Genomic DNA, 20987 nt, shown 5'->3' on the forward strand with positions numbered 1-20987 from the left:
TCCCGCTCACATGCGAGCGAAGCGAGCCAGTACGAAGGCATAGAGCCCGTAGAGCGCGATGCCCACTCCGGCGAGGATCAGCAGAACCTGACCGTAGGGCTGTGAGCCGAGGGTCTTGAGGGCACCGTCGATGCCGGTGGCCTTCGACGGATCGGACTGCAGAACGGCCACCACGACGAGGAGTCCGGCTCCGACGAGGGCAGTGCCCTTCGCGGCGTATCCGGCGATGCCGAGTTTGACGACGGCCCCGCTCCGGTGGCCTTCGAGATCGTCGAGGAAGTTCTTCGAAACGCCCTTGTAGACGTGGTATCCGCCGACGCCGATGACGACCAGCGCGACAGCAATGAGCACGAGCTTGCCGCCGCCGGATTCCATCAATCGGGCCGACCAGCCGGCGTTCTGCTGCCCGCTCGACTTGCCCGAGCCGGTAGCGAAGCCGTAGGTCGAGAAAGCGAACGCGATGTAGACAACGGCCAGCGCGGCAGCCTTGAGACGGTCCATCGCACTGCCTGCGTCGGCGTCGGACTTCTTGCCGACGATCGCTTCGACGATGCGCCACAGCGCCAGCGCCACGAAAGCGACCACCGCCACCCAGAGCGCAATCCTCCCGCCGGGCTTGTCGGCCAATTCGGCGAGTGCACCGGACTGGTCTGCATTACCTGCCTGGCCGAATGCCAACCGAACCGCGATGTATCCGATCAGAATGTGCAGCACTCCGCTGACGAAATGGCCGGCTCGCGCCGCTTTCTCGAATGCTCCGTTGTTCTGTACGGAACTGGCCACATTTCCCGACGTGTTCACTATCGTTCCCCGATCAGTAGATTGGGGCTCTCGTTTACCCCGAGTGAGGACCGAGGAAACTGTCTCGAGCTGCGAAACGCCGCACGAGATCCCACCGAGGCGTTAACACCGGGCGGACACTGATCGATGTAGCAAGCGGAGTGTCGGGACCAACGAAGAAATTGTTCGGAGTGATCCACCGTGAAATTACAGTCGATAATGCGTCGTACCAGCAGAGATCTCCCGCTGTTGAAGACCGCCAGGATGAGCGGCAGCCCACGCACCTGGCCCGCCGAGAAGCTCGAACGACTCCTCACCCCGCAGGAGCTCGATCTGATCAGGCGCGGCCGAATCTGACCCCACTGATTCCAGGACTGCTTGCCTCCCATTCGGGGCGACGCGGTGGCATGCTCATGTCGTTGGTGAGCACCAGTTCTGGAGGGTCATGAAACCGGTCATTCTCAGCGTCGACGACGATCCAGGGGTTTCACGTTCGGTCGCCCGCGACCTGCGCCGCCGATACGGCGAGCAGTACCGCATCGTGCGTGCGGAGTCCGGTTCCGGGGCGCTCGACGCGCTGAAGGAACTCGCGCTGCGCGGCACACCGGTCGCCATACTGTTGGCCGACTATCGGATGCCGCAGATGAGCGGCATGGAATTTCTCGAGCAGGCCATGGACATCTTCCCGACGGCCAGGCGCATCCTTCTGACCGCGTACGCGGACACCGACGCCGCAATCGACGCGATCAACGTCATCGACCTCGACTACTACCTGCTCAAGCCGTGGGATCCCCCCGAGGAGAAGCTCTATCCCGTGCTCGACGCCCAACTCGAGGCCTGGTGTGCCTACGACCATCGGGCCGTCGAGGACACCAAGATCATCGGCCACCGTTGGTCCGCGCGCTCGTCGGAGATCCGCGAGTTCCTCGCTCGCAATCAGCTGCCGTATCGCTGGTACATGTCCGACGAGTCCGAGGGTGCCCGGCTGCTGGCGGCCGCGGGCGTGGACGACAGCCGGTTGCCGGTGGTCATCACCACCGAGGGCGATGCGCTGATCGAACCGTCCGATGCCGAACTCGGCAATCGGCTCGGGTTGACGGTGTCGCCGTCCGAGGAGTTCTACGACCTGGTCGTCATCGGCGGCGGACCGGCGGGACTGGGAGCTGCGCTCTACGGGGCGTCGGAGGGTCTGCGGACGACCCTGATCGAGCGGACCGCAACCGGTGGCCAGGCCGGTCAGAGTTCTCGCATCGAGAACTACCTGGGCTTTCCCGACGGGGTGTCGGGTGCACAGCTGGCCGAGCGGGCACGGCGGCAGGCGCTCAAGTTCGGTGCCGAGGTGGTCACCACCCAGGACGTCGTCGGCCTGGAAACCAACGGTGCCGCGCGCACCGTACGGTTCGCCGACGGCCGCAGCATCAGTGCACAGACGATCATCCTGTCCACCGGTGTCGCCTATCGCAGGCTGGACGCACCGGGAATCGACGACTTCACCGGACGCGGCGTGTTCTACGGATCGGCGATGACCGAGGCAGCGCGCTGTGCCGAGCAGGACGTCTACATCGTCGGCGGCGCGAACTCGGCCGGTCAGGCGGCGGTGTATCTCTCGCGCGGGGCCAAGTCGGTGACCATTCTGATCAGGGCGTCTTCCCTCGAAGCGTCGATGTCGTACTACCTCATCAAACAGATCGAAGAGAATCCGAAGATCAGCGTTCGGCCGTGCACCGAGGTCGCGGGCGTGTCGGGCGACGGTCACCTCGAGTCGATCACGCTGCGGAACCGGGCAACCGACGAGACGACGACCGTCGACGCGCAGTATCTGTTCCTGTTCATCGGGGCGGCGCCGCGCACCGAGTGGCTCGACGGGGTACTCGTGCGGGACGACCATGGATTCGTGGTCACCGGGCCGGATCTCGTCACCGACGGACGTGGACCTGCCGGGTGGACGCCGACTCGCCTGCCGCATCACCTCGAGACGAGTGTGCCCGGCGTCTTCGCGGCCGGTGACGTTCGATCCGACTCGGCCAAACGCGTCGCGTCGGCAGTGGGAGAGGGAGCAATGGCCGTGATGTTGGTGCACAGATATCTGGCGAACCCGTGAGCGCGCAGGAGCGGAGCCCGCGGAGTGACCAGAGTGGGCTTGCGTGTGATCCGGAGGAGTTGCGGACGCTGTTCTTGTTCGAGCATCTCTCCGACTCGCAGCTGGCGGAGCTGTGTCGGGACGGACGCATCGAAACGATCGAACCCGGGCCGGTGTATGCGGAGGGCGATCCGGCGACGTGTTTCTACGTGTTGATGGACGGTGCCGTCGTGCTCTCGAAGCTCTCGGGCGGGGAGGATCTGGTGGTCAACCGGACCTCCCAGCGGGGGGTGTACGCGGGTGCGTGGCAGGCGTACCTGGGTGATCGGGTGCCGCAGACGTACCAGGGTTCGATGCGGGTGACCGAGCGCTCGCGGTTCTTCGTGCTCGACGCCGAGTGCTTCGCGTCTATCGTGCGGGAATGGTTCCCGATGGCGCTGCACCTGCTCGAGGGTCTGTTCTTCGGCAATCAGAACACCAAGCAGATAGTGGAACAACGAGAACGCCTGTTGGCGTTGGGTTCTCTGTCTGCCGGGTTGACGCACGAGCTGAACAATCCGGCAGCCGCTGCGGTGCGGGCTACGTCGGCGTTGCGGAATCGGGTGGCGCACATGCGGCAGAAGTTGGCGATGATCGCCGGCGGCACTCTCGATCGCGGCAGCATGGCGCATCTGGTCGGACTGCAGAACGAGGCCGTGGAGTTGGTGGCCAAGGCTCCGAAGCTGACCGCGATGGAGGCGTCGGACCGCGAGGACGAACTCGGAGAATGGTTCGAGGACAAGGGTATCGGCGACGGTTGGGATCTGGCTCCGACGTTCGTCTCGGCCGGTCTGGATGTGCCGTGGCTCGACAAGGTTGCTGCGACGGTGGACGATCCGACGATGCTGGAGGGTGCGATCCGGTGGCTCAACTACACCGTCGAAACCGAGCTGTTGATGAACGAGATCGCGGATTCGACCACGCGCATCTCCACGCTCGTCGGTGCAGCGAAACAGTATTCGCAGATGGACCGCGCGCCGTACCAGACCGTCGACGTGCGGGAATTGCTCGACAGCACTTTGATCATGTTGGGCCGCAAGATCGGTGACGAGATTCGGGTGGTGAAGGACTACGACCCCGCGGTTCCGCCCATCCCGGTCTACGCAGCCGAACTCAACCAGGTGTGGACGAACCTGATCGACAATGCCGTGCAGGCGATGGCAGGCGCGGGAGTGGAGCCTGCAGGAACGACCCCGAAAGAGAAGGGGGTGTTGACGGTGCGGACATCGTTGGACGAGGATCAGGTTCAGATCGAGATCTGTGATACCGGACCCGGTGTGCCGCAGGAGATTCGGTCGCGGATCTTCGAGCCGTTCTTCACCACCAAACCGGTCGGCGAAGGTACGGGTCTCGGTCTGGACATCTCGTGGCGGATCGTGGTGAAGAAGCACCAGGGTGATCTGCGAGTGGTGTCCGAACCGGGCGACACACGGTTCATCGTTCGGCTGCCCGTCGACCCGGCCACAGAGGAGGCAACATGACCATCGAAGGCATCGACCCGAAGGTCCCACCGTCGGGCCCGGGCTGTGTGGAGTGCACGCAAACGCAAGGGTGGTGGGTGCATCTGCGTCGGTGCGCGCAGTGCGGCCATATCGGGTGTTGCGATTCCTCACCGTCGCAGCACGCCAGTAAGCATGCGGAGTCCACCCGGCACCAGTTCGTGCGCAGTTACGAGCCCGGCGAGGACTGGTTCTACAACTATGCCGACGAGCAGATGTACGACGGCCCCGAACTGGCTCCGCCGCAACATCATCCGCTCGATCAGACGGTGCCCGGGCCGCGTGAGCGGGTGCCGTCGAACTGGCAGGCCCTGATCAATTGAACGAGAACCTGACTCGACCCACCGATGTACCGGCCGAGGATTTTCTGGCCGCTGTCGAACATCCGGTTCGCCGCGCGGACGGTCTCGCCCTGGCCGAGATGATGGGTCGGGTGACCGGGCAGCCGGCGGTGATGTGGGGGCCGACGATGGTGGGTTTCGGTGCCTACCGTTACACGACGGGCAGTGGCCGTCGGGGCGAGAGTCTCGTCGTGGGGTTCTCCCCACGTAAGGCGAATCTGTCGGTGTACGGCGCGACGTACGCCCCGCAATCGGATTCACTGCTCGAACGCTTGGGCAAGCACAAGCGAGGCGCAGGTTGCCTGTACGTGAACAAGCTCGCCGAAGTGGACATAGCGATTCTCGAGCAACTGGTGGCTCACAACTACGCGTACATCCTGGGTAGCCTCGCGTCATGACCTTGATCGCAGAGGACCTCCTGTTGCTGTTGCTCGACGACGACTCGGGCAAGCCGCTGGCCGACAGCACGAAGTTACCGCGGGTGCTGGCAGGTGCCCTGGTGGTCGAGCTCGCGATGGGTGGGTCGTTGCGCATCACCGGCCCCGGCGAGCAGACGAAGAAAGATCACGTGGTCGTCGCAGGAGCGCCCCCCGCCGATGGCCTGCTGCGTCGAGTGTTCGATCTCGTGGCATCGGCGTCGCGGCCGATGAAGCCGCAGAAGGTGATCGAGAAGTCGCAGAAGAATCTGTCGAAGGAGTTGATTGCTCGGTTGGTGGCCCAGGGTTTCGTCGCCGAGAACAAGGCCAAGGTATTGGGGCTGTTCCCGACCACGACGTGGCCTGCTCGTGACACCTCGCACGAGAAGGGGTTGAGAGATTCCCTACGCGGCGCGCTCGTCGACGGGACGACGCCGTCGCCCCACACGGCTGCGCTGATCTCGTTGATCTCGGCGGTGGACCTGACGCACAAGGTGATAGTGGATGCGGACAAGAAGCTGCTGAAACAGAGGGCGAAGCAGGTCGCCGAGGGGGAATGGGCAGGCGCGGCTGTGCGCAAGGCCGTCTCGGATGTGAACGCTGCGGTGATGGCCGCGGTGATGGTGCCCGTCATCGTGTCGACCACGAGCAGCTGAAAGTCAGGGTATGAGCAGAAGCGTTGCAATTGTCTTGTTCGACGATGTCGAGGTACTCGACGCGTGCGGGCCGTTCGAGGTGTTCTCGGTGGCGAATCGAGTGGCCGACCGTGCCGGGAGTGCACGACCTTTCGAGGTGAGTCTCGTGGGGATCGATGACAGGCCGGTCGTCGCCAGGGGTGGAATGAGGATCGGGGTGGACACCACGGTCGACGATCCGCGGGGGTACGACGTCGTCCTGGTTCCCGGAGGTGTCGTCGACGCCCTCGAGGCGAACGGCCGAGTGCTGGAGTGGTTGCAGCGCACTCGGCCCGGTGCGGAGTTGGTCGCGTCGGTATGCACCGGTGCGTTCGTGCTCGCCGCAGCGGATTTGCTCGACACACGCCCGGTCACCACGCACTGGGAGGATCTGGAGCAACTGTCCGCTCGATGGCCTGCGCTCGTCGTCCACGAGGCCGTTCGATACATCGACCACGGCGATCTGGCGACCTCGGCGGGTATCAGCGCCGGTCTCGATCTGGCGTTGCACCTGGTCGCGCGGTGGGCGGGAGCGGATCATGCTCTCGCCACCGCGAGCCAGATGGATTACGACTGGTCAGGCGCTGAGCACCCGTAGCACCAGCGCGACGATCGCGAACACGGCCAGTCCGGCGGCGGGTGCGAATTCCTTGTCCTTGGCGCGAAGGTGGGCGGCAACGGCTCCGACGAAGTAGAGGATGACGCCGACCGCGGCTGCGACGCCGATGGGCCAGGCGGCCAATCCGACCAGCAGGCCGACGGCTCCGAGGATTTCGACGTAGGCGAGCCAGGGGATCTTGTCGGCGGGGACGCCTACCTGTTCGAGCATGGGGATGACGGAGGGATTCTTCGTCAGTTTTCCGATGGCGGAGAACGTGAGCGCGACGGCGAGCAGAACCGAGACGACGACGGTTGCGATGAACATGAGCCCTTCTTTCATATCCGAGGCCACTAGTAATTCAGAAGCAGCAAGGCGGACTGTAGCACCTCGGTAAGGTGGACGTATGGTCACCAGCGAGCAGCCTCACGACCCTCGTGCCTGCGACGGGGCGCTGACCAAAGCCTTCGGCTTCCTCGGCAAGAGATGGAACGGAATTCTTCTCGCGACGCTGATGAACGGGCCGATGGGGTTCTCGGACCTTCGCCGCGCGGTCGGTGGCATCAGTGACTCGGTGTTGTCGGAGCGACTGGGCGAACTCGGCAAGGCAGGCCTGGTGACGCGCACCGTCGACGACGGGCCACCCATCTCCGTCGGCTACAGCCTGACGACGTCCGGAGAGGCGCTGCTGCCGTCGTTGGAGGCTCTGACCGACTGGGCTTCGAAAAACCTCTGACCCCGCGACGGCGTCGCGAGGGCCAGAGGTGGATCGATCGGTCAGTCGGTGTGGTTGCTGTCCTTCTGGCCCTCGGCCGAGTCGGCGAATTCCTGCGTGTCGAAGACTTCGCCGCCGAGTGGGTCGACCGGAGCATTGTCTCCGGAGTACTCGACCGCCCCGGTTTCGGGATGAACCTCGAGCTGTTCGTTGGGCACCTCGTGCACTGCCAGTACGACGCTTCCGTCGGCGCGAGAGGATGTCAGCCCCTCCCGCGACGGCGACAGTCCGGAGAACGTCGTGGAGATCCCGGCCGTCGCACGCTTTCGAGGTGCGGCAGGTGCGGACACCGTCGTCTCCTCTCCTGCGACGTCGGAGGTGGTGGTCACGCGCACGTACCGCGGTGTGGTGGCGACGTCGTAGCGGAACGCCTTGAGCATCGACACACAGGCCAGGGCCAGCACTATCGAGAAGGGCACGGCCGTGGCTATCGACATCGTCTGCAGCGCCGTCAGCGAACTCGAACCACCGACGAGCAGCAGCACGGCCGCGGCCACACCCTGCAGCACGGCCCAGTAGACCCGGGTGATCTTCGGGGTTTCCAGTTCCCCACCGGTCGAGAGAATGTCGATGACCAACGATCCCGAGTCCGAGGACGTGACGAAGAAGAACACGATGACCGCGATGGCGATGACGCTGGTGATCGCGGCGATCGGGAGGCCGTCGAGCACCTGGAACAGGCTGGTGTCGGTGTTCACCGCGCCCTCGGCGTCGAGCAGATCGCCCTCGTTGCGCTGCCGAAGGATGCCGGTGTCGCCGAAGATGGTGAACCACAGCGAGCCGACGATGGTCGGAGCGAGCAGCACACCGAACACGAATTCACGGATGGTGCGGCCGCGGGAGATACGCGCGATGAACATGCCGACGAACGGTGCCCAGCTCATCCACCAGCCCCAGTAGAAGATGGTCCAGCCGCCGGCCCAGCCGTCGTCGGAGAACGGCGAGGTGCGCAGGGCCAGCTCGGGAAGAGCCTGGACGTAGCCGCCGAGGTTCTGTACCCAGGACTGCATCAGGAACAGTGTCGGGCCGAGGAGCAGCACGAACAGGGCGAGTGCAGCTGCCAGTCCCATGTTGATGTTCGAGAGCCACTTGAGACCCTTGGACACACCGCTGACCACCGAGAAGGTGGCGATACCGGTGATGGCGGCGATGAGCACGATCACGAACCAATTGGTGGTCTCGACCCAGCCGAGGTACTCGAGGCCCGCGGAGATCTGCTGGACACCGAACCCGAGTGAGGTCGCGACGCCGAACAGTGTGCCGACGATGGCGACGGTGTCGATGGCGTGGCCGATCGGACCCTCGATGCGCTTGCGGCCGAGCAGCGGTTCCAGCAGCCAGCGGACGGTCAGCGGGCGACCCTTGCGGTACGTCATGTACGCCATGCCGAGTCCGACGACGACGTAGATGGCCCAGGCGTGCAGGCCCCAGTGGAAGAGGGTGAGCTCCATGGCCTGACGTGCAGCGGGGTCGGTGCTACCGGGAACGCCGCCCGCCTCGGGTGGCGTCACGTAGTGCGAGAGCGGCTCGGCGACGCCGTAGAACACCAGGCCGATGCCCATGCCTGCGCTGAACAGCATGGCGAACCAGGACAGGACGCCGAACTCGGGCTTCTCGTCGTCGCGACCGAGCCGGATGTTGCCGACTTTGCTCAGGCCGCAGTACAGGGAGAACAGTACGAAGCCGGTCGCGGCCAGGATGTACCACCAGCCGACGCCCGCGGTGATGGCCTCGTTGAGCTTTTCGAACGAGTCTGCCGCCGTGCTCGCGTAGATCACGGAGAAGGCGATCATGACGAAGATGATGACCGAGGCGGGGACGAAGACCGGCTTGAGCAGGCCTCCCCATGCTTCTTTTATTGCTTTCACTTACTTGACTTCCTTACAACTCGAGTCACCGTAATCGGCTGACCGTTATCGGTTTGCCGTTCTTTTTCTCTTGTTTCGGTCAAGTACCGGTAATTACCATAAACGACATCGGCGCTGGTGGCGAAACTGCCGAGTCGCCTCGAGCCCTGGAACGGACTACAGTTCTGTCGATGCTGCGGACGTGTCCGATCGTGTCACCCGTCGGTTACGGCGGCGCGAGTAGCCCTGTGCGGCAGGCGATTCCATGACGATGCGATTGCAGCCGGGTTCGGAGTTCGCGGGATTTCGGGTGCAGCGCCGCCTCGGTGTCGGGGGCATGAGCGAGGTGTATCTGGTTCTCGGACGCGGCCACGATCGGCTCGAGGCCCTCAAGATCCTGGACCGGGACGCGTCTCGATCGCCGAGGTTGCGCAACAAGTTTCGGATGGAAGCGGCCGTCGCCGCGCAACTGGTGCACCCGAACATCGTGTCGGTGCACGAGCACGGTGAGTTCGAGCACCAGTTGTGGATGTCGATGCACTACGTGGACGGCTACAGCGCCGCGCGGCTGGTCGCCCGCGGACAGATCGCTCTCGACGTGTCCCGGGCGGCGCGCATCGTCGCCGAGGTGGCCAAGGGACTCGACTACGCCCACTCGCAGGGCGTCGTGCATCGGGACGTCAAGCCGGCCAACATTCTCGTCTCCACCGAGCGAATCGACGGCTACGAGCAGGTGATGTTGTCCGACTGGGGAATTGCACGCCTACTGGGGGATGCGACTCCGCTCGCTGCGGGTGGGACGGTGATGGCATCCATCCCGTACGCGGCACCGGAACTGCTGCGCGGGGGAGTGCTCAGTGCGCAGACCGACGTCTACGGTCTGGGGGCCACGCTCGTCGAGCTGACAACTGGCCGGACGCCGTATCCGCTGGCCACGCCGTTGGCCATCACCGCTGCACACCTCACGGCCGAGCCGCCGTCGGTGACACGGCGTCGACGCTCGTTGCCCCGAGGCCTCGACGCCGTGGTCGCACGCGCGCTGGCGAAGGACCCGGCGGATCGCTTCCGAACCTGCGCCGAGCTCAGCGATGCGGTGGCGGCAGCAGTGAAAGCGGGAGTTCCGGAGCCGCCGCCGCGCCGATCGCCGTTCAGCCGATCGCGCTGGCTCAAGTTTTCCTGACCGCGACACGACGAAGGCCCCACACCGAGTCGGTGTGGGGCCTTCGCTCACGGGTTCACTCCTCCGGATCGACCGGACGGTTCGCCACCACCGGGTACTGACCGGTGTAGCCGAGGCGTTCCTCGGCGACGGCGAGCACCTTGGTGCGCACCAGGAACCAGCCGCCGATCAGTGCGGGAATGATGACCACCAGGGTGGCGATGGTCCAGCTGCCGATCGGGGCGTCGAACGCCATCAGCACCAGCACGCCGAACAGGAACACCAGGGTTGCGTAGCTGGTGTACGGCGCACCGAACAACCGGAACTTGGGCCGTTCGAGGATGCCCTTCTTGGACCAGCGGAACAGCTGTATCTGGCACAGCACGATGGTCGCCCAGCTGGCGATGATGCCGAGCGCGGACATATTCAGCACGATCTCGAAGGCCTCGCCCGGGGCGATCGCGTTGAGGGCGACGCCGAACAGCGTGATGAAGCAGGTGAGCAGGATGCCGCCGAACGGTACGCCGCCCTTGGTCATCTTCTTGGTGAACTCCGGCGCGCTGCCGTTCATCGCCATCGAGCGCAGAATGCGGCCCGTCGAGTACAGCCCGGCGTTCAGGCTCGACAACGCGGCGGTGAGCACCACGATGTTCATGATGGTGCCCGCGCCGCCCAGGCCGATGCTCGAGAAGAACGTCACGAACGGCGACGTCCCGGCCTGGTACGCGGTGTACGGCATCAGCACGGCCAGCAACACCAGCGAGCCGACGTAGAACAGTGCGATACGAGCGATGACCGAGTTGATCGCCCGCGGCATGATCTTCTCCGGGTTCTCGGTTTCACCCGCAGCCGTCCCCACCAATTCCACTGCAGCATAGGCGAACACGACACCCGAGATCACGATCACCAGTGGCCATGCTCCGGACGGGAACAAGCCGCCGTTGTCGGTGATGAGGTTGATACCCGGCACCTCGGTGCCCACCGGAATGCGGCCGGCGAGGAACACGATGCCCACGATGAGGAAGGTCACCAGCGCGACGACCTTGATCATCGCCGCCCAGAACTCCATCTCACCGAACCAGCGGACCGAGACGAGATTGATGGACATGACGATGACGAGGGCGATCAGTGCGATGACCCACTGCGGGATCACCTCGAAGCTGCCCCAGTAGTGCATGTACGTCGCGATGGCCGTGACGTCGACGATGGCCGTCATCGCCCAGTTGAGGAAGTACATCCAGCCCGCGACGAACGCAGCCTTCTCGCCGAAGAACTCGCGCGCGTAGGACACGAAGCTGCCCGACGACGGGCGATGCAGGACCAGCTCGCCGAGTGCACGCAGGATGAAGAAGACGAAGATTCCGCACAGGGCGTAGGCGAGAAACAGGCCGGGGCCGGCACTGGCGAGGCGTCCGCCCGCGCCGAGGAACAGGCCGGTGCCGATTGCGCCGCCGATCGCGATCATCTGCAACTGACGAGGTTTGAGGCCCTTGTGGTAGCCCTCCTCCTCGTGATCCATCGCCGAATTGTCGTACGAGGTGTCGACCGTATCGGACATGTTTCGATCCTTACTGTCGCTTTTGTGGGGGTATGTCCGAATTGAAATGACGTGAAAACTACTGTCCCAGAACGATATTAGCGTTCGGCGTTCGTGCGGAAGATGCCGAATGTTAACAATGGCCACGGATGTGAACAGTGTGTGAAGGGCCCGTGCAAAGGTGAGCATCTGCTCGCGACAGCCGCCGCGCGGTGGCGTCGGGCACGGGGGTGGCGGTGGTTCGCTCCCGGCGGACGACCTTGCACTCGCCATGGTCGAGTGCTAGAAATGCAGTTGGCACTCTCGACACGTGAGTGCCAGGTCGGGACACGGTGAGGCCGGGGAATCAACGACACCCCTGGTCGTCCGTCGCGGGCACCGAGCTCGGCCAGCAATGTGTCACCCCCAATCCGGAGGATCACTTCGCAATGGCCAAGATCATCGCGTTCGACGAAGAGGCACGCCGTGGCCTCGAGCGAGGCCTCAATGCCCTCGCCGACGCAGTAAAGGTGACGTTGGGCCCCAAGGGTCGCAACGTCGTACTCGAGAAGAAGTGGGGAGCTCCCACGATCACCAACGATGGTGTTTCCATCGCCAAGGAGATCGAGCTCGAAGATCCCTACGAGAAGATCGGTGCCGAGCTCGTCAAGGAGGTCGCCAAGAAGACCGACGACGTCGCAGGCGACGGCACCACCACCGCTACCGTTCTCGCTCAGGCACTCGTCCGTGAAGGCCTGCGCAACGTCGCAGCCGGCGCGAACCCGCTCGGCCTCAAGCGCGGCATCGAGAAGGCTGTTGCAGCCGTCACCGAGTCGCTGCTCGCGTCCGCCAAGGAGATCGACACCAAGGAGCAGATCGCTGCTACCGCTGGCATCTCCGCAGGCGACCCGTCCATCGGCGAGCTCATCGCCGAGGCCATGGACAAGGTCGGCAAGGAAGGCGTCATCACGGTCGAGGAGTCCAACACCTTCGGCCTGCAGCTCGAGCTCACCGAGGGCATGCGCTTCGACAAGGGCTACATCTCGGCGTACTTCGCCACCGATGCAGAGCGTCAGGAAGCCGTCCTCGAAGACGCGTACATCCTGCTCGTCAGCTCCAAGATCAGCACCGTCAAGGACCTGCTGCCGCTGCTGGAGAAGGTCATCCAGTCCGGCAAGCCGCTCGTCATCATCGCCGAGGACGTCGAGGGCGAAGCTCTCTCCACCCTCGTGGTGAACAAGATCCGTGGCACCTTCAAGTCCGTGGCCGTCAAGGCTCCCGGATTCGGTGACCGCCGCAAGGCTCAGCTCGCCGACATCGCCATCCTCACGGGCGGCGAGGTCATCAGCGAAGAGGTCGGCCTCTCCCTGGAGACCGCCGGACTCGAGCTGCTCGGTCAGGCACGCAAGGTCGTCATCACCAAGGACGAGACCACCATCGTCGAGGGCTCGGGAGATTCCGACGCCATCGCCGGTCGCGTCAACCAGATCCGCGCCGAGATCGAGAACTCCGATTCCGACTACGACCGCGAGAAGCTGCAGGAGCGCCTGGCCAAGCTGGCCGGTGGCGTTGCAGTCATCAAGGCCGGAGCGGCGACCGAGGTCGAGCTCAAGGAGCGCAAGCACCGCATCGAAGATGCCGTGCGCAACGCCAAGGCAGCCGTCGAAGAAGGCATCGTCGCCGGTGGCGGCGTGGCACTGCTCCAGGCAGCGCCCGCACTCGACAACCTCAAGCTCGACGGTGACGAGGCAACCGGCGTGAACATCGTTCGCGTCGCGCTGTCCGCTCCGCTCAAGCAGATCGCATTCAACGCAGGCCTCGAGCCCGGCGTCGTTGCGGACAAGGTCTCCAACCTGCCCGCCGGTCACGGCCTCAACGCCGCGACCAACGAGTACGAGGACCTGCTCGCTGCAGGCATCAACGACCCGGTCAAGGTCACCCGCTCGGCACTGCAGAACGCAGCGTCCATCGCGGCTCTGTTCCTCACCACCGAGGCCGTCGTCGCCGACAAGCCCGAGAAGGCCGGAGCGCCCGCAGGCGATCCGACCGGTGGCATGGGCGGCATGGACTTCTGAGTCCAGCCCCTCGCTGAAAAAGCCCGACTCCGCTCTGCGGGGTCGGGCTTTTTCGCGTTCGAATCGGGTGCAATGGGCCGCGCCTGGCGCGGTCTGCTGCACCCGATTCGAAGCAGTCAGTCCCGGTGATACGCGATGTTGATGACGTTGCCGTCGGGAGCGCGAACGAAGAACCGGCGAACACCCCACGGTTCGGTCGTCAACGGATACACGATCTCGTAGCCCAACTTCTGGGCTTCGGTGTACGCGCCGTCGACATCGTCGGTGTGCACCGACATCACCGAATCCTCCGGTGCGCTGGCATCTTCGGTTACGAGTTGAACGCTGACCGGGCGGTCGGGCGACGTCAGCCGCGCAACCCAGCCCATGTCGAACTCCTCCGAACGCAGACCGAGAAACTCGGTGTAGAACGACTTGGCCGCGTCCACGTTCGGCACGCGCAGATTGGTGATGATGCTCCTGGTTCTCATCGAACTCCCTCCGAAACGTGGCCGGTCGAGACGAACCGAACGGTTCGACGCTAGCTGCGGAGTCGGTGCTCCGCAGTTGTTTCCTGTTGAGTGAGTCGACGCGCAGTGGTTAGGGTCGGTCATGACTCGTCTCCGCTCGATGGCTGCCGCCCTTGCCGTGACAGCGGCCCTCGCGGGTTGTTCCACTTCGGGAACCGCCACGCCCGCGTCCGCGCCGACGACCTCCGACGCACCGGCCACGACCGAGCGCGCCGAGCCGACGAGTACAACTCCGCCCACCACGTCGAATGCCGCCGAGTCGTACGTCGTCGGCAGCACTCGGGTCACCGGATCCACGGAACATGCAACCTACGATGTCGCCATTCCGCAGCTCAGTGGTGGGGATCCCGCTGTGACGGCGGAGTTCAACGAGTCGATGCGGGCGGCCTTGCAGGACTTGATCGACGGCCACAACGGACAGGACTTCGCTCTCGGCGACGGCTACACGCCGAGCTCTACCTACGTCGGTAGGCGCGTGATCAGTTCCGAACAGATCACCGACTGGATCGCAGTGCCTGCCGGCGCCCATGGTGATTCGCTGATCTCGACCGTGACGATCGACGTCGACACCGCACAGCCGATCACCCTCGGTGACGCGTTCACCGATCTCGATGCCGGTCTGTCCAGGTTGTCCGAGCAAGCGGCGAAGATTCTTCCGACCACCCGGGCAGGCGAGAACTTCGAGCGCTCGGGCATCGAGCCGACGGTGGCCGACTTCGGCAACTGGACCGCATCACCGGAGGGGATGAACATTCACTTCGGTGACTACCAGGTGGGGGCCTATGGCATCGGCCTCATCACGATCACCGTCCCATGGACCGACCTGTCCGACGTTCTCGCGCCCGGCATGCAGGACATGCTGAGCAGTTGACCCTCGGCGCATACCGCCACCGCAATGCGAGCATGGACCCATGATGATTCGCGCAGGAGTGTTGGATGTGGAGTTCGACCGCGTCGGCGATCCGTCCGGTCCCTCGGTGGTGCTGCTACACGGGTTTCCGTACGACCCACGCGGTTACGACGACGTCGCCAGGCTGCTCGCCGAATCCGGATACGACGTGGTGGTGCCGTATCTGCGGGGCTTCGGACCGACCCGGTTCGTCGACGCCGACACGTTGCGATCCGGAGAGCAGGCCGCGATCGGCCACGACCTGCGTGAGTTGATTCTCGCGCTGGAACTGAACGAGCCCATCGTCGCCGGCTACGACTGGGGTGGGCGAGCGGCGTGCGTCGTCGCCGCGATGTGGCCGGAGTTGGTGTCGGGCCTGGTGAGCGTGTCCGGCTACCTGGTCCAGGACATCGCCGCGGCAGTGTCGACGCCGGTGTTGCCGCATCTCGAGAAGCGGTACTGGTATCAGTACTACCTGCACTCCGAGCGGGGCCGGGCCGGGCTCGCGGCCCACCGCGCAGAGATCGCACAGACACTGTGGACGGATTGGTCGCCGACCTGGCGGTTCGGTGATTCCGAGTTCGCGGCCACCGCACCCTCGTTCGACAACCCCGACTTCGTGGACGTGTCCGTGCATTCCTACCGCCACCGCTACGGCATCGAGGCCGGGGACCCGGCCTATGCAGCGACGCAGGAATCGCTGACCGAGCAACCGAGGATCACGGTGCCCACGATCGTGATCGATCCGACCGAGGACACCGTTGCCTCGCTGTACGGCAGCCCGGACCACGCGGCGCACTTCACCGATCTGATCGACGTTCGGCAGATCGACTGCGGCCACAACCCGCCGCAGGAACTGCCGGGACAGTTCGCCGACGCGGTCGTGACGCTGGGCCAGGTGGTCCGGGATCGAGAACGGAGCTAGAACGATCTAGTCGACGGCGAGTTCGCCCAGTTCGTTCCAGTCGGTGCCGTCGACCTCTTGGCTGATGATCTTCGGCGTCTCCTGCAGGTACGGCGGGAGATCCTTCTGCGCCTGCTTGAAGTGATCCGAGTTCACGTGTGTCGCACCGGCGTCGGGGTCCTTGAAGGCCTCCACCAGGACGTACTCGGTCGGGTCGTCGAGGGTGCGTGACCAGAAGTACCAGAGGCACCCCTCCTCGGCCTGGCAGGCCTCGGTGAAGTCGCGCGAAATCTCGGGCCAGTTGTCGGCGTGCTCGGGCTTGACCTTGAACTTGGCGGTGATGAAGATCAACGTTGCTCCTCGTTGTTGGGGTTGTGTCGGTGGTTACTACCCGATTTCAGGGTACGAGAATCGCGCGGCCGCGAACCCGTCCGTTGTCGAGGTCGTCGATGGCACTCTGGAAGTCGTCCAGTGCGTAGGTCTGCGTATGCAGGTTCACGGAACCGCGCGCGGCGAGAGACATCAGATCGCACAGGTCGTTGTAGGACCCGACGAGGTTGCCGACGATGTTCTTCTCCGCCGACACCAGGTCGATGGTCGGCACGTCGACGTTCTCGCCGTAGCCGATCACATGATAGTCACCGGCCCGTCTGGTCATCGCCAATCCCTCTGCGGTGGAGCCATTTTCGCCGACGAAGTCGAGAACGACCTCGGCGCCGAATCCGCCCGTGAGTTCCATGACCTGGTCGATCTGGCTGCCGTCGGCGACCACCGCGTGATCGGCACCGAGAGTCAGGGCGAGCTTGACGGCATCGGCGTTGCGGTCGATGACGATGAGCTCTGCGGGCGACAGCGCCTCCAGCACCTGGATACCGATGTGGCCGAGGCCGCCTGCACCGATGACGACGCATTTGTCGCGTGGAGTCAGCCGCCGGGCCGCTTTGGCGGCGGCGTGGTACGCCGTCAGGCCTGCATCGGCCAGCGCTGCCACCGCGGACGGTTCGAGCGATTCGTCGATCTTCACCACTGTCCTGGCGTTGGTACGCAGATAGTCCGCGTACCCGCCGTTGGTGTCGATCCCGGGGAAATCACTGCTCTCGCAATGCACGTCGTCACCGGACCGGCATGCCCGGCACAGTCCGCACGTGACCAACGGATGCAGGATCACCTTGTCGCCCTCGCGGACGTTGGTGACGGCCGAACCGACCGCGTGCACCCATCCGGCGTTCTCGTGCCCGATCGTGTACGGCAGTGTGACACCGGACTTCTCGGCCCACTGGCCTTCGAGGATGTGCAGATCGGTGCGGCACACGCCTGCCCCGCCGATCTTCACGATCACGTCGAGAGGGCCTCGAACCTCGGGGATCGGTACCTCGGTCATCTCCAGATTCTTGTGATACCCGACCACCTGGACGGCGCGCATCGTGCTCATCGTGACTGCTCCTGTGTTGTGGTGTGCTGGACGGTGAGGGAGGTGAGGGGGATGAACGCGCCCTCCTCTCGAGGGACTTGCTGTTCTTCCGCGCCGGGGTAGCGAGTCTGCAGCAACCCGCGACAGAAGTGCGCGTTGCCGTCGATCGAGACGCGGGTGGCGCGGGCGCGCCGCATCACCATCGTCAGATCACCGGTGTGTGGGCGACCGGTGTGGTCGACCAGAGCCGGAGCGGCCGGGTCGATTCTCAGCCCGAGTGCCTCGCGGCGGCGAAGCAGAGCGGTCGACGTGCGATCGTCCGCAAGATCTCCGAGAACCACTGCGGCCAAGTCGTTCTCGGTCGCACCGGGATTCGCTCGCAGCCACCCCTGGAGAGAACGTTCCATCGCCGCCACATACGCCTTGCGGCGGAACGTCGCTCGTAATTCCTCGAGGTCCTCCTCGGCTTCGTGGCCGAAGGTGCCTCGATATCCTGCGTCGGCGGCGAGGCCGGCGTTGATCTTGTCCGAGTCGTGGTGATCGTCCAGTTCGACGAGAACATGCTCGGTCCACGGCAGTGCCGTCAGCACGTCCTTCGCATCCCCCGACATGAGGTACGCGAAGTTCGGCGAGCAGAACGACGTGGGCAACCGCAGATGAACGTGGACGGTGCTCTCGTCGACCTCCAGGGATCGGACGAAGCCGAGATCGGTGATGGGCTCGTCCAATTCGGGATCCAGGACGACACCGAGGGCGGCGTAGGCCTCGTCCTTCCTGGTGGTCGTGGCAGTCGTCATCTCAGACCGCCGCGAGGTCGGCGCGCTCGGGCTGACGCGGTCCGGTCTCGGTCTCGTCGGCATCGGGCAGCTGCAGCTCTGCAGGGACCTCGATGTCGTAGAGCTTGGCGGCGTTGAGTCCGAGCACCTTCTTCTTCTGCTCGAGCGTGATGGGAGCGTATTCGTCGAGGGACTCGTGGATCTGGAAGTCGACGAATCCTTCGACCAGCCACTTGGGCGTCCACAGTGCGTAGTCGGAGGAGAAGAAGATGCGGTCCTCGCCCAGCCAGTACAGCAGCTCACCCATGATCTGGCCGAAGTACTTGGGACGTGTGTGCATGAACGGAATGGCCACCGCGAGACCGGCGTACACGTTGGGTTCCTGGGTTGCGATCCAGCAGAAGTCCTCGAGCCGGGGCAGTCCGCAGTGTTCGACGACGAAGTTCAGATCGGTGAAGTCGGTGGCCACGTGGTCGACATCCGCTACGTCGAACGCATCTCGATCGAGCGGACGAATCGTCGGCCCCTTGTGCACGTGGATGTTCTTGATGCCGACTTCGCGGCAGACCTCGAGGTAGCGCCGCGTCCAGTCGTCGTCGAGCTTGTAGCCGCGGGAATCGCCGTGCCACTCGGCGGTGTAGAGCTTGACGCCCTTGAGTCCGAAGCGCTCGGCGTCGGCTCGCAGCTGGTCGAGGCCACGTTCGCCGTTGCGCGGATCGAAGTGGTGGTTGTAGGTCAGCTTGTCCGGGTGCGCGGCGGCCAACGCCGACGCCTCCTCGGTCTGTCCGAACCCGTTGTTGTAGAACTCGCCGAGGTGGGCGGGCTGGAAGATGGCGTGATCGACGTAGCCGACCTCGAACAGGTCGTGCATCAGGCGCTCGCCACCCTGGTAGAGGTACTCGTCGTACGTCCACAGTTCGCTCTCGGGGGAGAGGTTGCGGTGGTAGTCGTAGAAGCAGTCGATGAACTGCTTGCCGTGGATGTTGCGCTGGTTCTGCTCCCGCGCGTCCCACAGAGCGATGTGAGCGTCGACGATGAAGAACTTCTCGCCATTCTTGGTGTACATGCGGTGTGCCTCCCGGATGGTGCGATACGTGACGTGCGTCACGTCGTTATGGGAACGACGGTAGGTCCGAATCGAGCCGGCGTCGCGGCCTCGGCGTCTCAATTCGAGACGCTGCCCCGGCACAGATGGCGACATGCGAATGTAACCTGGATCACATGGCAGATTCCGGGGGTCTCTCGCGAGCCCGACTCCACTCGGAGCCGCTCGCTGCCGTCTCGCATCGGCTCCTCGCGTCCTGGCACCGAAGCCAGCGGTACGGGGTGTCGCTCGACGAGGTTGCTCCGGTCTTCTCGGGAACCTACGACGACGAGTCCCTGTTCTACCGATGCGGCCGCGAGGTGCTCAACGGGTTGCGCGACACGTTGGCGAACGAACCGGTGTCGATGATGCTCACCGACGCCGACGGTCTCGTGTTGGACCGAGTCAGCGCCGATCGCGATCTGCTGGCCGCGCTCGACCGTGTGCATCTGGCGCCCGGCTTCTCGTATGCGGAGGACCAGGCCGGTACCAACGGCCTGGCGCTGGCGCTGGCGGATCAGGTGCCCGCAGTGGTGAGGGCGGACGAACACTACTCGCTCTCGCTCGCCGGCTACACGTGCGCGGCTGCGCCGGTCCTCGATCCCCTCACCGGCAGGGTGGAGGGCTGCGTCAATCTGACCACCTGGTCGGAGTCGTCGTCGGATCTGCTTCTGGCCCTTGCGCAGTCGGCGGCAGGCAACACCTCGGCGATGATGCTCGCGCGGGCACAGGGTCAGCATCCACGGCCTGCTCCGCGCGGTGAGGTGTTCCGGGTCGAGACCGCTCACAGCGGGCCGGGATCGGGCATCCTCGACGACCTTTCCCCTGGCTGGCGTAGTGCACTGGGGTCTGCGGAAGCTGCTCTGGCCGAACATGGTTCGATTCTCATGGTCGGTGAGCCGGGGTCGGGCCGGGCCACCGTGCTCGCTCGCGCACTGCGCGTGGCACGCCCGCGCGGCCGCATCCTCAGCGCCGGAGCACCGGCAGCCCGCGACGTCGACGCCTGGCTCGACCTCTGGACGCCCGAGCTGCCGAAACCCGATACGGCAGTGATCATCCGCGATGTCGACAGGCTTCCCGCGCGTGCAGCCGACGCCCTCGCCGAACTGATCCGCCGCGCCGGCCACGGCGTACCCGTCACCGTCACGGCGTCGAACTACGACGACGTGCCCCCGGCACTCGCGGGACTGCTGCGCACCGTGGTCGAGGTACCGCCGCTGCGAAACAGGCCCGACGACATCGCCCCGCTCGCCCTCCATCTGGCCGGTCGAGTACGCGGCCGCCAGGTCACGCTCACCCCCGCTGCCGAGCGAGCGCTGCGCGAACATCCGTGGCCGGGCAACGTCGGTGAGCTGGCCACGGTGATGCACAAGGCGGCCGTCCGCGCCGACGTCATCGGAGTCCACCATCTACCGCCGGAGGTGCTCTCGCGCACCACCCATCGGCTCACGCGCATCGAGACGTTCGAGCGCGACGAGATGATCCGCGTGCTCTCTCGCCCCGGCATCACCATGAACGACGCGGTCGAGGAACTCGGGATGAGTCGAGCGACCATCTATCGCAAACGCGACCGATACGGCATCACGCTTCGTTCCTGATCGCTTACCCTCGACCT

22 protein-coding genes are annotated in these 20987 nt (G+C 64.9%); 13 read left to right on the forward strand and 9 right to left on the reverse strand.

The genetic code is table 11. The features are described 5' to 3' along the window. Positions 1-6 precede the first annotated feature (6 nt). Positions 7-801 (reverse strand): DUF1206 domain-containing protein, encoded by a 795-nt coding sequence (locus tag CH306_RS12935; RefSeq protein ID WP_052049233.1) that lies wholly within the window; start codon positions 799-801, stop codon positions 7-9. Between the two features lie 198 nt (positions 802-999). On the opposite strand from CH306_RS12935, the gene CH306_RS29050 reads away from it, so the two are divergent. The 7 genes from CH306_RS29050 to CH306_RS12965 all read left to right on the forward strand — a co-directional run bounded on the left by CH306_RS29050 (position 1000) and on the right by CH306_RS12965 (position 6427). Further along, positions 1000-1137 (forward strand): hypothetical protein, encoded by a 138-nt coding sequence (locus CH306_RS29050; protein ID WP_176460599.1) that lies wholly within the window; start codon positions 1000-1002, stop codon positions 1135-1137. A gap of 88 nt (positions 1138-1225) precedes the next feature. Continuing rightward, on the forward strand, positions 1226-2881 hold the full coding sequence (locus CH306_RS12940) for an FAD-dependent oxidoreductase (RefSeq protein WP_032393782.1): 1656 nt from the start codon (positions 1226-1228) through the stop codon (positions 2879-2881). Next, the gene (locus CH306_RS12945; protein ID WP_094630895.1) at positions 2878-4380 is read left to right on the forward strand and encodes an ATP-binding protein; all 1503 of its coding nucleotides are present in this window, start codon (positions 2878-2880) and stop codon (positions 4378-4380) included. The genes CH306_RS12940 and CH306_RS12945 overlap by 4 nt, the downstream gene beginning before the upstream one ends. Then, entirely contained in the window at positions 4377-4721 is a 345-nt protein-coding gene (locus tag CH306_RS12950) for a UBP-type zinc finger domain-containing protein (RefSeq protein ID WP_045198761.1), read from the forward strand. The genes CH306_RS12945 and CH306_RS12950 overlap by 4 nt, the downstream gene beginning before the upstream one ends. After that, positions 4718-5137, forward strand: coding sequence for a DUF1801 domain-containing protein (locus tag CH306_RS12955; RefSeq protein WP_094646813.1), 420 nt, complete (start codon positions 4718-4720; stop codon positions 5135-5137). Before CH306_RS12950 ends, CH306_RS12955 begins: the two co-directional genes overlap by 4 nt. Beyond that, complete coding sequence (locus CH306_RS12960) at positions 5134-5811, forward strand: GOLPH3/VPS74 family protein (RefSeq protein WP_032393786.1); 678 nt, start codon at positions 5134-5136, stop codon at positions 5809-5811. Before CH306_RS12955 ends, CH306_RS12960 begins: the two co-directional genes overlap by 4 nt. A gap of 10 nt (positions 5812-5821) precedes the next feature. Then, positions 5822-6427 (forward strand): DJ-1/PfpI family protein, encoded by a 606-nt coding sequence (locus CH306_RS12965; RefSeq protein WP_094646814.1) that lies wholly within the window; start codon positions 5822-5824, stop codon positions 6425-6427. On the opposite strand, the gene CH306_RS12970 is transcribed toward CH306_RS12965, so the two are convergent. Then, positions 6407-6754 (reverse strand): DoxX family protein, encoded by a 348-nt coding sequence (locus CH306_RS12970; protein ID WP_094646815.1) that lies wholly within the window; start codon positions 6752-6754, stop codon positions 6407-6409. The genes CH306_RS12965 and CH306_RS12970 overlap by 21 nt on opposite strands. 79 nt (positions 6755-6833) lie before the next feature. Here CH306_RS12970 and CH306_RS12975 point away from each other — a divergent pair, with 79 nt between their 5' ends. Then, positions 6834-7163 (forward strand): winged helix-turn-helix transcriptional regulator, encoded by a 330-nt coding sequence (locus tag CH306_RS12975; RefSeq protein WP_032393789.1) that lies wholly within the window; start codon positions 6834-6836, stop codon positions 7161-7163. Between the two features lie 41 nt (positions 7164-7204). Here the strand turns inward: CH306_RS12975 and CH306_RS12980 are convergent, their stop codons facing one another. Further along, entirely contained in the window at positions 7205-9070 is a 1866-nt protein-coding gene (locus CH306_RS12980; protein WP_179272845.1) for a BCCT family transporter, read from the reverse strand. Between the two features lie 244 nt (positions 9071-9314). Here CH306_RS12980 and CH306_RS12985 point away from each other — a divergent pair, with 244 nt between their 5' ends. After that, positions 9315-10229 carry a serine/threonine-protein kinase gene (locus tag CH306_RS12985; RefSeq protein ID WP_045198773.1) on the forward strand — a complete coding sequence of 305 codons (915 nt, stop codon included), beginning with the start codon at positions 9315-9317 and terminating at the stop codon, positions 10227-10229. A gap of 55 nt (positions 10230-10284) precedes the next feature. Here the strand turns inward: CH306_RS12985 and CH306_RS12990 are convergent, their stop codons facing one another. After that, positions 10285-11766, reverse strand: coding sequence for an amino acid permease (locus tag CH306_RS12990; RefSeq protein ID WP_032393792.1), 1482 nt, complete (start codon positions 11764-11766; stop codon positions 10285-10287). A gap of 407 nt (positions 11767-12173) precedes the next feature. Between CH306_RS12990 and groL the strand changes: the two genes are divergently transcribed. Further along, a complete protein-coding gene (groL, locus tag CH306_RS12995; RefSeq protein ID WP_008713461.1) occupies positions 12174-13799 on the forward strand; it encodes a chaperonin GroEL in 1626 nt (541 codons plus the stop codon). Between the two features lie 116 nt (positions 13800-13915). Here the strand turns inward: groL and CH306_RS13000 are convergent, their stop codons facing one another. Then, positions 13916-14269 carry a VOC family protein gene (locus CH306_RS13000; RefSeq protein WP_032393793.1) on the reverse strand — a complete coding sequence of 118 codons (354 nt, stop codon included), beginning with the start codon at positions 14267-14269 and terminating at the stop codon, positions 13916-13918. A gap of 121 nt (positions 14270-14390) precedes the next feature. Between CH306_RS13000 and CH306_RS13005 the strand changes: the two genes are divergently transcribed. After that, a complete protein-coding gene (locus CH306_RS13005) occupies positions 14391-15179 on the forward strand; it encodes an RsiV family protein (protein WP_094646816.1) in 789 nt (262 codons plus the stop codon). A gap of 40 nt (positions 15180-15219) precedes the next feature. Continuing rightward, positions 15220-16122: an alpha/beta fold hydrolase gene (locus tag CH306_RS13010; RefSeq protein ID WP_094646817.1), complete on the forward strand. Its 903-nt coding sequence runs from the start codon at positions 15220-15222 to the stop codon at positions 16120-16122. A gap of 6 nt (positions 16123-16128) precedes the next feature. On the opposite strand, the gene CH306_RS13015 is transcribed toward CH306_RS13010, so the two are convergent. Genes CH306_RS13015 through CH306_RS13030 form a run of 4 tightly spaced genes read right to left on the reverse strand, consistent with a single transcriptional unit; the run spans position 16129 to position 19354 of the window. After that, the gene (locus CH306_RS13015) at positions 16129-16452 is read right to left on the reverse strand and encodes a putative quinol monooxygenase (protein WP_027498443.1); all 324 of its coding nucleotides are present in this window, start codon (positions 16450-16452) and stop codon (positions 16129-16131) included. Between the two features lie 46 nt (positions 16453-16498). Continuing rightward, entirely contained in the window at positions 16499-17524 is a 1026-nt protein-coding gene (locus CH306_RS13020) for an NAD(P)-dependent alcohol dehydrogenase (RefSeq protein ID WP_094646882.1), read from the reverse strand. A 5-nt stretch (positions 17525-17529) separates the two neighbouring features. After that, positions 17530-18309, reverse strand: a complete 780-nt coding sequence (locus CH306_RS13025) for an iron-sulfur cluster assembly protein (RefSeq protein WP_045198786.1) — start codon at positions 18307-18309, stop codon at positions 17530-17532. Position 18310: 1 nt separating this feature from the next. After that, entirely contained in the window at positions 18311-19354 is a 1044-nt protein-coding gene (locus tag CH306_RS13030) for an amidohydrolase family protein (protein ID WP_032394136.1), read from the reverse strand. Between the two features lie 155 nt (positions 19355-19509). Here CH306_RS13030 and CH306_RS13035 point away from each other — a divergent pair, with 155 nt between their 5' ends. Next, positions 19510-20970 (forward strand): GAF domain-containing protein, encoded by a 1461-nt coding sequence (locus tag CH306_RS13035; RefSeq protein WP_094646883.1) that lies wholly within the window; start codon positions 19510-19512, stop codon positions 20968-20970. The last annotated feature ends 17 nt before the right edge of the window (positions 20971-20987 follow it).

The sequence above is a fragment of the Rhodococcus sp. 15-725-2-2b genome, from assembly GCF_002259075.1.
GTDB lineage: Bacteria > Actinomycetota > Actinomycetes > Mycobacteriales > Mycobacteriaceae > Rhodococcoides.

Bases quoted from the DNA above. Each gene is read 5' to 3' on its own strand.
- CH306_RS29050 (WP_176460599.1), top strand. From the start codon at position 1,000: ATGCGTCGTACCAGCAGAGATCTCCCGCTGTTGAAGACCGCCAGGATG.
- CH306_RS12940 (WP_032393782.1), top strand. From the start codon at position 1,226: ATGAAACCGGTCATTCTCAGCGTCGACGACGATCCAGGGGTTTCACGT.
- CH306_RS12950 (WP_045198761.1), top strand. From the start codon at position 4,377: ATGACCATCGAAGGCATCGACCCGAAGGTCCCACCGTCGGGCCCGGGC.
- CH306_RS12960 (WP_032393786.1), top strand. From the start codon at position 5,134: ATGACCTTGATCGCAGAGGACCTCCTGTTGCTGTTGCTCGACGACGAC.
- CH306_RS12965 (WP_094646814.1), top strand. From the start codon at position 5,822: ATGAGCAGAAGCGTTGCAATTGTCTTGTTCGACGATGTCGAGGTACTC.
- CH306_RS12970 (WP_094646815.1), bottom strand. From the start codon at position 6,754: ATGTTCATCGCAACCGTCGTCGTCTCGGTTCTGCTCGCCGTCGCGCTC.
- CH306_RS12975 (WP_032393789.1), top strand. From the start codon at position 6,834: ATGGTCACCAGCGAGCAGCCTCACGACCCTCGTGCCTGCGACGGGGCG.
- CH306_RS12985 (WP_045198773.1), top strand. From the start codon at position 9,315: ATGACGATGCGATTGCAGCCGGGTTCGGAGTTCGCGGGATTTCGGGTG.
- CH306_RS12990 (WP_032393792.1), bottom strand. From the start codon at position 11,766: ATGTCCGATACGGTCGACACCTCGTACGACAATTCGGCGATGGATCAC.
- groL (WP_008713461.1), top strand. From the start codon at position 12,174: ATGGCCAAGATCATCGCGTTCGACGAAGAGGCACGCCGTGGCCTCGAG.
- CH306_RS13000 (WP_032393793.1), bottom strand. From the start codon at position 14,269: ATGAGAACCAGGAGCATCATCACCAATCTGCGCGTGCCGAACGTGGAC.
- CH306_RS13005 (WP_094646816.1), top strand. From the start codon at position 14,391: ATGACTCGTCTCCGCTCGATGGCTGCCGCCCTTGCCGTGACAGCGGCC.
- CH306_RS13010 (WP_094646817.1), top strand. From the start codon at position 15,220: ATGATGATTCGCGCAGGAGTGTTGGATGTGGAGTTCGACCGCGTCGGC.
- CH306_RS13020 (WP_094646882.1), bottom strand. From the start codon at position 17,524: ATGCGCGCCGTCCAGGTGGTCGGGTATCACAAGAATCTGGAGATGACC.
- CH306_RS13025 (WP_045198786.1), bottom strand. From the start codon at position 18,309: ATGACGACTGCCACGACCACCAGGAAGGACGAGGCCTACGCCGCCCTC.
- CH306_RS13030 (WP_032394136.1), bottom strand. From the start codon at position 19,354: ATGTACACCAAGAATGGCGAGAAGTTCTTCATCGTCGACGCTCACATC.
- CH306_RS13035 (WP_094646883.1), top strand. From the start codon at position 19,510: ATGGCAGATTCCGGGGGTCTCTCGCGAGCCCGACTCCACTCGGAGCCG.